Genomic DNA, 10946 nt, shown 5'->3' on the forward strand with positions numbered 1-10946 from the left:
ACGCTTCTGTAGGAGCGAGCGGGCGGCGATCTGACTTGCCCGCGATTCGACCTCGCAGAGGTCATCGCCCAAGGACCACACACATGAGCAACCACAACGACCTGCTGATCGTCGGCGCCGGCATCCTCGGGCTGTCCCATGCCTATGCCGCGGCCAAGCGCGGTTTGCGGGTCAAGGTTTTCGAGCGCAGCGCCACGCCCCTGGGCGCGTCGGTGCGCAATTTCGGCCAAGCCCTGGTGACCGGACAGCCGCCTGGGGTGATGCTCGACCTGGCCAGGGCCAGCCGCAGCATCTGGGGCGACTGGGCCGAGTTGGCCGGCCTGCCGCTCAAGCGCAACGGCTCTTACCTGTTCGCCCGCACCGAGGCCGAAGAGCAATTGCTGCAGGCCTTCTGCGCCGGACGTGCGCAGGAACACGGCTACCGCGTCGAACTGCTGCGCGGCGCGGCCTTGAACGATCTGTACGGCGGGCGCTTGCGCCATCATCGCGCGGCGCTGCACGGCCTGGACGACCAGCAGCTGTACTCCCGGGAAGCCATCCCGATGCTGATCGACTACCTGCGCCGCGACCTGGGGGTGGAGTTTCATTTCTCCACCCTGGTGCGCGACATCGAGCCCGGCCAGTTGCACAGCACCGCCGGCAGCTTTCGTGCGGCGCAGATCCTGGTCTGTTCCGGGCATGACTACCAGACCCTGCTGGCCGAGCCGATTGCCGCGCTGGCGCCGCAGGTCTGTCGCCTGCAAATGCTCCGCGCCCGGCCCGAGGTGCAACTGGACCTGCAACACGCACTGCTCACTGGCCTGAGCTGCGTGCATTACGGCGCCTTTGCCGACCTGCCCGAAGCGGCGGCGGTGCAGGCGCAGATCCTGCGGGACGCGCCGCACCTGCACGAGAACGGCATCCACCTGCTGATCAGCCCGACGCCCTATGGCGAGCTGATCATCGGCGACTCCCACCATTACGGCAGCGATCCCTCGCCGTTCAATGCCGAACAGGTGGACAACTGGATGCTCGAACTGGCCGAGCACACTCTGGGCTGCAAGGTGCAGGTGCTCGAGCGCTGGCAGGGTGTCTATGGCGCCCGCGGCCCGGGGCCGTTCTCGTTCCTGCGCCCGACCGCCGGGGTCAGCGTGGCCCTGATGCACAGCGGCGTGGGCATGAGCGTCGGTCCGGCCATGGCCGAGGGCAATATCGCCCGTTTGCTGGAGGAAGCCTGATGGGGCCTGAGCAGCGGATCGCCGAGGTCTTCGGCCTGTACGAGCGTTTTGGCGACAGCGACTACATCGGCGAGCCGGTGTCGCAGATCGAACACATGTCCCAGGCCGCGCAACTGGCCATGGCCGAGGGTTTCGACGACGAAGTGGTGCTGGCGGCGTTCTTCCACGATATCGGGCATATCTGTACGCAGGATGCCGAGAACATGGGCGGTTTCGGCGTGGTCAGCCATGAGCGGCTGGGCGCCGACTACCTGCGTCGCGCCGGTTTCAGCGAGCGCCTGGCGCGGCTGGTGGAATACCACGTGCAGGCCAAGCGTTACCTGACCTTCAAGGAGCCGGGCTACTACGAGCGGCTCAGCCAAGCCAGCCGGCGCACCCTGGAATACCAGGGCGGGGTGATGAGCGCCGAGGAGGCCCGGACCTTCGAGCAGGACCCGCTGTGCACGGTCAGCCTGCGCCTGCGTCATTGGGACGAACAGGCCAAGGAGCTGTGGGTGCCGGTGATGGATTTGCAGGTGCTCAAGGACAAGGCGGTGCGGTTGTTAGCTGCCTGACCCTGTGCTGTCTGGACGATAGCTATCGCGGGCAAGCCTCGCTCCTACAGACGCCAGTCTTCGGTAGGAGCGAGGCTTGCCCGCGATGGCGTCGGCGAGAACGGCGCCGACTTAATCCCCGACCACCAGCTTCTGCGCCAACACCTCGATCTGCTCCTGGCGCTCCGCCTGGCTCAGGCGCGGCGCCGGGTTCAGTGACGACCAATGCGGGTGGGCGCGGGCCTTGTTCAGCGCCTCCGGCAGCTTGCCCTCGCGCCAGCTCTGGTCCTGGGGCGTGGCCAGCTGGATGCTGCCCAGCGCCGCATGACCGCGCACATCCAGCGCCTGCACCAGTTGCCGTTGGCGCAGGGCCAACAGGCGCAGCACGCTGTCGTCCACGGTCAGCTCGCGCTGGCCCTTGAGCTTGCCCAGCAGGCGGCCGCCGTAGCTGCGGGCGGTTTGCAGCGCGCCACCGGCGATCGCCCCGGCCAGGGCCGCCGCGCCCAGGGTCAGGCCGCCCACCAGCAGATCGACGCCGGCCCCGGCCGCCGCGCCGGCGGCGATCCCGCCACCGACCCGTACGCCCAGTTGCTTGAGGGTTTCTGGGTTGAACAGGTCATCGCCCCAGCGTCCGTCGAGCAGCGGCACATCGCTGGCGGCGGCATCCTGGGGGCGGAAGGCGTAGAGCTTGAGCAGCGATTCGACGCAGCGCTGCTCACGTTGACGCACGGCCTTACGCAGCTCGCCGATGGCCTGTTGTTCCTGCTCGACCTCGCTGACCACACTGCGCCGGCAGGCGGCGCAATCGATCAGCAGTTCGGCGATCAGTCGCGCGGCGCTTTGCTGGCGGGCCAGGCGTTGCGCCTGCTGGTCGGCGATCAGGCGTTCCAGCTGCGGCCGCGAGTTTTCCAGAAGCAACGCCAGGCTTTCATACAGCCGCCGCTCGCCGTCCTCCGGCGGCGCCACGCTGTCGAACCGCACCAGCGCGTGCAGGCCCAGGCGGGCCAGGGCTTCGCGCCAGTCCGGCTCGCGATGGTTGGCGCTGCTGACGAAGTTCAGCACCGGCAGCAGCGGCTTGCCGCAACTGGCGAGGACTTCCAGTTCGTCGCGGTACTTGGCCAGTACCGGCTCGCGAGCGTCGATCACATACAGCCCGGCGTCGGAGTCCAGCAGCTGGCGCAGCACCTTGGCTTCCTGCTCGAAACGCTGGCGCGCCTCGCTGCCTTCGAGAAACCGCACCAGGCGCGCCGGGCCGTCCAGGCGCTCGCCGGGGTGCTCCAGGCGTTCCAGGTAATCGAGCAGGGCGATGGCGTCTTCCAGGCCGGGGGTGTCGTACAGGTCGAGCAGCGGTTCGCCGTCCACCGACAGCCGCGCGCCCTCGACATGGCGGGTGGTGCTGGGGCGATGGGAGACCTCGCCGAAGCCGACGTCCCGGGTCAGGGTGCGCAGCAGGGAGGTCTTGCCGACGTTGGTGTGGCCGACCACCGCCAGCTTCAACGGCGGTTTGCGAGGATCAGTCATGCCCGGTCTCCAGCCAGTTCAGCGGCACGCAATCGGCGAACGGCAGCTCCAGTTGTTGCAGAGCTACGTGCCAGTCACCCAGGCGTTCGGCATCCAGCGCCTGGCCCGGCGGCGCCTGCAACAGCCAGACCCGGGTGGCGCTGGCGCTGCGGGCCAGCTCGGCGATCAGCGCCAGGCTGCCACGGTCCGGCGAGCGCCGTGGATCGCAGGCGATGGCCAGGCGCGCCGGCGGAAAGCGGCTCATCTGTTCCAGCAGCTTGTGCCGGGATTCGCGGCTGTCGAGGATGCCGGCGTCTTTCACCGTGGCCGGCAATTGCGGTGGCCAGGGGCGCTGGTCGTCCAGTTCGATGGCCACCAGCAGGGCGCCATCGCTGTCCTGCGCGCTGACGCCGCCTTCGACGCGGTGCAGCCATTCGGGGGCGGCATCGTTGATCCCCAGGCGCTCGCTGCTGGGCATCAGTGCTTCGCGCAGCTGGCTGTAGCCGGGGAGGTTGAGATCCAGTTGCAGGCGCGCCTGCCCACGCTTCCAGCGCCAGCGACAGAACAGCATCAACAGCAGGCGCGGCAGCACGCCGTAAATGATCAGCGAGGCCACCAGCCAGACGGCCCACATCTGGCGCACCAGTTCAGTGTTGTAAACATCCCGGGTGCTGGCGTGAATCATCTCTACGGTCGGTACCCCGAAACCTATGGCACGGGGTATGGCCGCGAGGGCGTTGGTCATCGCCACGAAAGCATCCGCGCCGAGCAGGGTGCTTTCCCAGTAGAACCCGTAGCGCTTGGTGATCAGCAGCATCAGCAGGATTGTCATGGCGCTGAGCAGGGCCAGCAGCCACAGGCCGTTGACCAGGGTGCCGATGGCCCAGCGATTGAGTTTGCGCCGCTGCAGCAACAACAGCAGGGCGGGCGCCAGCTGCGCGGCCTTGGCGTCGCGGGCGAGCTTGGCGCTGAGCCACAGCCACAGGCGGCCGAGGCTGGCGCCCTGTTCGCCGGCGAACAGCAGGCCCAAGGCCCAGCTCAGCAGCAGAAGCAGGTTGAGGCCGAGCAGACTGCCCAGGGCCCAGAACACATTGACCGGCGTCTGCCCGTTGCCCAGGGCGGCGAAGGCCAGGCCGGCGCCGCTGACGATGGCCAGCAGCGCCAGCAGCATCAGCGCCAGGCGCGCGCCCTGGACCCAGTGGCGCAGGGCGGCGGCGAGGCCGTCGCGTTCGGCCAGCCACTGCGCGCGGTATTGGATACGGCTCGCCAGGTCGCCGCCAGCGGTGCGCGCCAGGCGATTGGCTTCCTGGTCCTCCAGGGCGCCGGCGTGTTCTTCACGCAGGCGTACGGCTTCGGTGAGCCAGAGTCTTTCCAGTGGGGTCAGTGCTGTCACGCGTCATTCCGTTGCTCAAATGAGGGGTGAGCATAACCGCTGTCACGCCGATCGGGGTACGTTGCGGGGCATCGAGCCTCTGGTATCCTCGCCGGCATGAAAAAATCTCTCCCTCTCAGCCTGATCGCGGCCCTCGGTGAAAACCGCGTGATCGGCGTCGACAACAGCATGCCCTGGCACTTGCCGGGGGATTTCAAATACTTCAAGGCCACCACCCTGGGCAAGCCGATCATCATGGGTCGCAAGACCTGGGATTCGCTGGGGCGTCCGCTGCCAGGGCGGCTGAATATAGTGGTCAGCCGCCAGGCCGACCTGCGGCTCGAAGGCGCCGAGGTGTACCCGTCGCTGGAAGCCGCGGTGGCGCGTGCCGAGGAATGGGCGCTGGAGCAGGGCGTCGCCGAGCTGATGCTGATCGGCGGGGCGCAACTGTATGCCCAGGGCCTGGAGCAGGCCGATCGCCTGTACCTGACGCGCGTGGCGCTGAGCCCGGAGGGCGATGCGTGGTTTCCGGAGTTCGACCTGAACCAGTGGCAACTGGTGTCGAACGTGCCGAATCCGCCGGAAGGGGACAAGCCGGCCTACAGCTTCGAGGTGTGGGAGAAGCGTTAAAAGCATCGCGGGCAAGCTCCGCTCCTACGGGGCCGCGGTCAAATCACATGAGGTGATCGACCCGGGATCCGTAGGAGCGAGCGGGCGGCGATCCGACTTGCCCGCGATGACGTTCTAAAGGTCGCAGCCCTTAAGCCTGCGCCAGCTCCGCATGCTCATCGGCATCGAGCTTTTCTTTATCGGTCTGCTGCATGATCTGGCTGGTGATCGCACCGGCGGTCATCGAACCGCTGACGTTCAGTGCGGTACGGCCCATGTCGATCAGTGGCTCGACGGAAATCAGCAGCGCCACCAGGGACACCGGCAAGCCCATGGCCGGCAGCACGATCAGCGCGGCGAAGGTCGCGCCACCGCCCACCCCGGCCACACCGGCCGAACTCAAGGCCACTATCGCCACCAGGGTCGCGATCCACAGCGGGTCCAGCGGGTTGATGCCCACGGTCGGGGCCACCATCACCGCCAGCATGGCCGGGTACAGGCCGGCGCAGCCGTTCTGGCCGATGGTCGCGCCGAACGAGGCGGCGAAGCTGGCGATGGACTGCGGAATGCCCAGACGGCTGGTCTGCGCCTCGATGCTCAGTGGGATGGTCGCGGCGCTGGAGCGGCTGGTGAAGGCGAAGGTCAGCACCGGCCAGACCTTGCGGAAGAAGCGCAGCGGGTTGATCCCGGCCAGCGAAACGAGCAGGCCGTGAACCACGAACATCAGGCCCAGGCCGATGTAGGACACCACCACAAAACTGCCGAGCTTGATGATGTCCTGCAGGTTGGAGCTGGCGACCACCTTGGTCATCAGCGCCAGCACGCCGTAGGGGGTCAGCTTCATTACCAGGCGCACCAGGCGGGTGACCCAGGCTTGCAGGGTGTCGATGGCGTTGACCACTTTCTGGCCCTTGTCGGCGTCGTCCTTGAGCAGTTGCAGGGCGGCGATACCGAGGAAGGCGGCGAAGATCACCACGCTGATGATCGAGGTCGGCTTGGCCCGGGCCAGGTCGGCGAAGGGGTTCTGCGGAATGAACGACAGCAGCAGCTGCGGGATATTCAGGTCGGCGACCTTGCCCGCGTAATCGCTCTGGATCACCTGCAGGCGAGCCATTTCCTGGGTACCGGCCACCAGCCCTTCGGCGGTCAGGCCGAACAGGTTGGTCAGGGCGATGCCGATCACCGCGGCAATGGCAGTGGTGAACAGCAGGGTGCCGATGGTCAGGAAGCTGATCTTGCCCAGGGACGAGGCGTTGTGCAGGCGCGCCACGGCACTGAGGATCGAGGCGAACACCAGTGGGATCACGATCATCTGCAGCAGTTGCACGTAACCGTTGCCCACCAGGTCGAACCAACCGATGGAGGTTTTCAGGACGGGGTTGCCGGCACCGTAGATGCTGTGCAGGGCAACACCGAAGACCACGCCCAGCACCAGCGCCAGCAGGACCTTCTTGGCCAGGCTCCAGGTGGTGTGACGGGTTTGTGCCAGGCCCAGCAGCAAGGCGAGGAACACCAGCAGATTGAGGATCAGCGGCAGGTTCATTAAGGCTCCATAAGACTTGTGCCAATCGCTTATGACTGCGATTGCGAACCGGCAAGCCTAACAGCTTGAAATCTAATGAATTAATATCAAAAACGCATTGAGACTGTCGTTTTTGGAATAAGCCGCTGACGCTCAGGCACATGCCGGTGGCGGAATCAGGACGCGGGCGGTCGCCCACAGGCGAGGATTGTCACAGCGATTTGTTAGCGTCGATCTCTTTAAATCAGGGAGAAAACGCCGATGAAACTCGCTCCGAAATTTCTGGTTGCCGCACTCTGCCTGGGCCTTGCCGGCCAGGTTCTCGCCACCGACTTGAAGCACTGGCCCGCGGACCAGGCCAAGCAACTGGACGCGATGATCGCGGCCAACGCCAACAAGGGTAACTACGCGGTGTTCGACATGGACAACACCAGTTACCGCTACGACCTGGAAGAGTCGCTGCTGCCGTTCATGGAGAACAAGGGCCTGATCACCCGCGAGACCCTCGACCCGTCCCTGAAGCTGATGCCGTTCAAGGACACCGCCGAGCACAAGGAAAGCCTGTTCAGCTACTACTACCGCCTCTGTGAAGTCGACGACATGGTCTGCTACCCCTGGGTGGCGCAGGTGTTCTCCGGCTTTACCCTCAAGGAACTCAAGGGCTATGTCGACGAATTGATGGCCTCGGGCAAACCGGTGCCGGCTACTTATTTCGAAGGCGACGTGGTCAAGAACACCGAGATCAATCCGCCGAAAATCTTCACCGGCCAGAAAGAGCTGTACAACAAGCTGATGGAGAACGGCATCGAGGTCTACGTGATGACCGCCGCCTCCGAGGAACTGGTGCGCATGGTCGCCTCCGACCCGAAGTACGGCTACAACGTCAAGCCGCAGAACGTCATCGGCGTGACCACCCTGCTCAAGGACCGCAAGACCGGCGAGCTGACCACCGCGCGCAAGCAGATCACCGCCGGCAAATATGACGAGAAGGCCAACCTCGGCCTGGAACTGACCCCTTACCTGTGGACCCCGGCGACCTGGATGGCCGGCAAGCACGCAGCGATCCTGACCTACATCGACGAGTGGAAAAAACCGGTGCTGGTGGGCGGCGACACCCCGACCAGCGACGGCTATATGCTGTTCCACGATGTCGACGTGGCCAAGGGCGGCATCCACCTGTGGGTCAACCGCAAGGACAAGTATATGGCCCAGATCAACGGCATGATGGCCAAGCACGCCGCGGCCCAGGCCAAGGAAGGGCTGCCGGTGACGGCGGACAAGAACTGGGTGATCGTCAAGCCGGAAGATATCCAGTAACAGCGGGTTGAACCCATCGTGGGCAAGCCTCGCTCCTACAGGATCAGTGCCGTCTGTAGGAGCGAGGCTGCCCGCGATAGGCCTCGCAGAGGCTGATCTCCAGGCAAAAAAAATGCCCCGCACTTGGCGGGGCATTTTCATTCAGCAGCCGAGGATCACAGGCCGTCGAGCATTGCCTTGTTGCGCACCGCGCCCTTGTCGGCGCTGGTGGCCAGCAGGGCGTAGGCTTTCAGGGCGGTGGTCACCTTGCGTGGGCGTTTTTCCACCGGCTTCCAGCCTTTCTTGTCCTGCTCGACACGGCGCGCAGCCAGTTCTTCGTCGCTGACCAACAGGTTGATCGAGCGGTTCGGAATGTCGATCAGCACCTTGTCGCCGTCCTGAACCAGGCCGATGGCGCCGCCCGCGGCAGCTTCCGGCGAGGCGTGGCCGATGGACAGGCCCGAGGTACCGCCGGAGAAGCGGCCGTCGGTCAGCAGGGCGCAGGCTTTGCCCAGGCCCTTGGACTTCAGGTAGGAGGTCGGGTAGAGCATTTCCTGCATGCCCGGGCCGCCTTTCGGACCTTCGTAGCGAATGATGACGATGTCGCCTTCCTTCACTTCGTCGGCGAGGATGCCGCGCACCGCGCTGTCCTGGCTTTCGAAGATCTTCGCGTTGCCTTCGAAGACGTGGATCGACTCGTCGACGCCGGCGGTCTTCACCACGCAGCCGTCCAGGGCGATGTTGCCGTACAGCACAGCCAGGCCGCCTTCTTTCGAGTAGGCGTGCTCGACGCTGCGGATGCAGCCGTGTTCACGGTCGTCGTCGAGGCTCGGCCAGCGGGTCGACTGGCTGAACGCGGTCTGGGTCGGGATGCCGGCCGGGCCCGCCTTGAAGAAGTGGTGCACCGCTTCGTCGTTGGTCTGGGTGATGTCCCACTTGGCGATGGCTTCTTCCATGCTGCGGCTGTGCACGGTCGGCAGGTCGGTGTGCAGCAGGCCGCCGCGGGCCAGGGAACCGAGGATGCTGAAGATGCCGCCGGCGCGGTGCACGTCTTCCATGTGGTACTTCTGGATGTTCGGTGCCACCTTGCACAGTTGCGGCACGCTGCGGGACAGGCGGTCGATGTCGCGCAGGTCGAAATCGATCTCGGCTTCCTGGGCGGCGGCCAGCAGGTGCAGGATGGTGTTGGTCGAACCGCCCATGGCGATGTCGAGCATCATGGCGTTCTCGAACGCCTTGAAGTTGGCGATGTTGCGCGGCAGCACCGACTCGTCGTTCTCGCCGTAGTAGCGCTTGCACAGCTCGACGATGGTACGGCCGGCCTGCAGGAACAGCTGCTCGCGGTCGCTGTGGGTGGCCAGGGTCGAACCGTTGCCCGGCAGGGCCAGGCCCAGGGCCTCGGTCAGGCAGTTCATCGAGTTGGCGGTGAACATGCCGGAGCAGGAACCGCAGGTCGGGCAGGCGCTGCGCTCGTACTCGGCAACCTTCTCGTCAGAAGCGCTGGAGTCGGCGGCGATCACCATGGCGTCGACCAGGTCGAGGCCGTGGGAGGCGAGCTTGGTCTTGCCGGCTTCCATCGGGCCGCCGGAGACGAAGATCACCGGGATGTTCAGGCGCAGGGCGGCCATCAGCATGCCGGGGGTGATCTTGTCGCAGTTGGAGATGCAGACGATGGCGTCGGCGCAGTGGGCGTTGACCATGTACTCCACGGAGTCGGCGATGATCTCGCGGCTCGGCAGCGAATACAGCATGCCGTCGTGGCCCATGGCGATGCCGTCATCCACGGCGATGGTGTTGAATTCCTTGGCCACGCCGCCGGCGCGTTCGATTTCGCGGGCGACCAGCTGGCCCAGATCCTTGAGGTGCACGTGGCCCGGTACGAACTGGGTGAAGGAGTTGGCAATGGCGATGATCGGCTTCTTGAAGTCGTCATCTTTCATCCCCGTGGCGCGCCACAGTGCGCGGGCGCCGGCCATGTTGCGGCCGTGGGTGGATGTTTTCGAGCGGTAATCAGGCATGGAGCACTCCGGGCGGCTAATCAGGTAACAAATGGGGAGTGAGCTTCTATTGACCTCTGGAACACTCAGAAATGGCCGTGTGTCCTGAAGCTGCCGATGACGCCGCGGGATCGCCGCGCGCCTCAGCCTGAGCTCATAAACCCGCCGGGGGATGACTGGCGATGAATCTCGCGATTCTACACCGCTGGCGCCAGGAAGGAATGCCGTGGCCGCTCTACGGCGTCGATTGCCTGGAGATCGAATCGGGCAGCCGGCGATCAGGGACTGGTTTAGACTCGCCGGCCTTCGATCACCTTCCAATGGAGCTGGAATGTCCGCGACGCTTCGATCCCTGAGGTTCTACCTTGTCGTCGGCCTGGCGCAGGGCCTGCTGCTGATGTGGGCCGTCCTTTACAGCGGCTTGTCCGGTGTCGCCATGGCCGCGCTGGCGGCTGGCCTGTTGATGGGCGGCGGGCTGCTGCAACTGCTGGCCGAGCAACGACGCCAGCCGCGGACCTGGCTCGCGATGCTGCTGGTGGCGTTGGGTGCGGCGGGGCTGGTGTGGGCCTGCAGTGGTCTGCCCTTCAGCCTTGGCGTGGGGTTCGGCGTGATGGCCGGCCTGCTGCTGATGACCCTGCTCGGTGTCACGCTGCTGCAGGGGCGTGACGATCTGTGGAGACGGCTGCTCGGCAACGGCGCCTGGGTGCTGCTGGCTCTGCCAATGCCCTGGCTGGCGCAGTGGCTGTTCAAGCTATGGATTCAGCACCGTCACCTCGACCCCTTCAAGAGCGGGTTGCTGTCCCTGGCGTTTTTTGCCGCGCCGACCCTCGCGTTCTCTGGCGCCATGTTCCTCGGCTCTTTATGGCGCGCGCGCCGTCGGGCACAGGTCGCTTGAGCGCT

At 65.6% G+C, this 10946-nt stretch carries 9 protein-coding genes; 5 read left to right on the top strand and 4 right to left on the bottom strand.

Annotated features, from left to right (window positions below; translation table 11 throughout):
- The first annotated feature begins 83 nt into the window (after positions 1 to 83).
- Together J4D52_RS21270 and J4D52_RS21275 are read left to right on the top strand one after the other, a co-directional pair.
- The gene (locus tag J4D52_RS21270; protein WP_102676360.1) at positions 84 to 1217 is read left to right on the top strand and encodes a TIGR03364 family FAD-dependent oxidoreductase; all 1134 of its coding nucleotides are present in this window, start codon (positions 84 to 86) and stop codon (positions 1215 to 1217) included.
- Entirely contained in the window at positions 1217 to 1771 is a 555-nt protein-coding gene (locus J4D52_RS21275; RefSeq protein WP_102676359.1) for a phosphonate degradation HD-domain oxygenase, read from the top strand. Before J4D52_RS21270 ends, J4D52_RS21275 begins: the two co-directional genes overlap by 1 nt.
- 111 nt (positions 1772 to 1882) lie before the next feature.
- Here J4D52_RS21275 and J4D52_RS21280 read toward each other — a convergent pair whose 3' ends face one another.
- Together J4D52_RS21280 and J4D52_RS21285 are read right to left on the bottom strand one after the other, a co-directional pair.
- Positions 1883 to 3271 carry a GTPase/DUF3482 domain-containing protein gene (locus tag J4D52_RS21280; protein WP_102676358.1) on the bottom strand — a complete coding sequence of 463 codons (1389 nt, stop codon included), beginning with the start codon at positions 3269 to 3271 and terminating at the stop codon, positions 1883 to 1885.
- The gene (locus J4D52_RS21285; protein ID WP_102676357.1) at positions 3264 to 4643 is read right to left on the bottom strand and encodes a DUF2868 domain-containing protein; all 1380 of its coding nucleotides are present in this window, start codon (positions 4641 to 4643) and stop codon (positions 3264 to 3266) included. The genes J4D52_RS21280 and J4D52_RS21285 overlap by 8 nt, the downstream gene beginning before the upstream one ends.
- A gap of 96 nt (positions 4644 to 4739) precedes the next feature.
- On the opposite strand from J4D52_RS21285, the gene J4D52_RS21290 reads away from it, so the two are divergent.
- Positions 4740 to 5252 carry a dihydrofolate reductase gene (locus J4D52_RS21290; RefSeq protein ID WP_063433320.1) on the top strand — a complete coding sequence of 171 codons (513 nt, stop codon included), beginning with the start codon at positions 4740 to 4742 and terminating at the stop codon, positions 5250 to 5252.
- A 130-nt stretch (positions 5253 to 5382) separates the two neighbouring features.
- On the opposite strand, the gene J4D52_RS21295 is transcribed toward J4D52_RS21290, so the two are convergent.
- Positions 5383 to 6774, bottom strand: a complete 1392-nt coding sequence (locus J4D52_RS21295) for an L-cystine transporter (protein ID WP_102676356.1) — start codon at positions 6772 to 6774, stop codon at positions 5383 to 5385.
- A gap of 240 nt (positions 6775 to 7014) precedes the next feature.
- On the opposite strand from J4D52_RS21295, the gene J4D52_RS21300 reads away from it, so the two are divergent.
- Entirely contained in the window at positions 7015 to 8070 is a 1056-nt protein-coding gene (locus J4D52_RS21300; protein WP_025807147.1) for a phosphorylcholine phosphatase, read from the top strand.
- 155 nt (positions 8071 to 8225) lie between these two features.
- Here J4D52_RS21300 and ilvD read toward each other — a convergent pair whose 3' ends face one another.
- Entirely contained in the window at positions 8226 to 10067 is a 1842-nt protein-coding gene (gene ilvD, locus J4D52_RS21305; RefSeq protein ID WP_028683538.1) for a dihydroxy-acid dehydratase, read from the bottom strand.
- Positions 10068 to 10377: 310 nt separating this feature from the next.
- On the opposite strand from ilvD, the gene J4D52_RS21310 reads away from it, so the two are divergent.
- A complete protein-coding gene (locus J4D52_RS21310) occupies positions 10378 to 10941 on the top strand; it encodes a hypothetical protein (RefSeq protein ID WP_102676355.1) in 564 nt (187 codons plus the stop codon).
- Positions 10942 to 10946: the final 5 nt, after the last annotated feature.

The sequence above is a fragment of the Pseudomonas sp. GW460-12-10-14-TSB1 genome, from assembly GCF_017349775.1.
In the GTDB taxonomy this organism is placed as follows: domain Bacteria; phylum Pseudomonadota; class Gammaproteobacteria; order Pseudomonadales; family Pseudomonadaceae; genus Aquipseudomonas; species Aquipseudomonas piscium.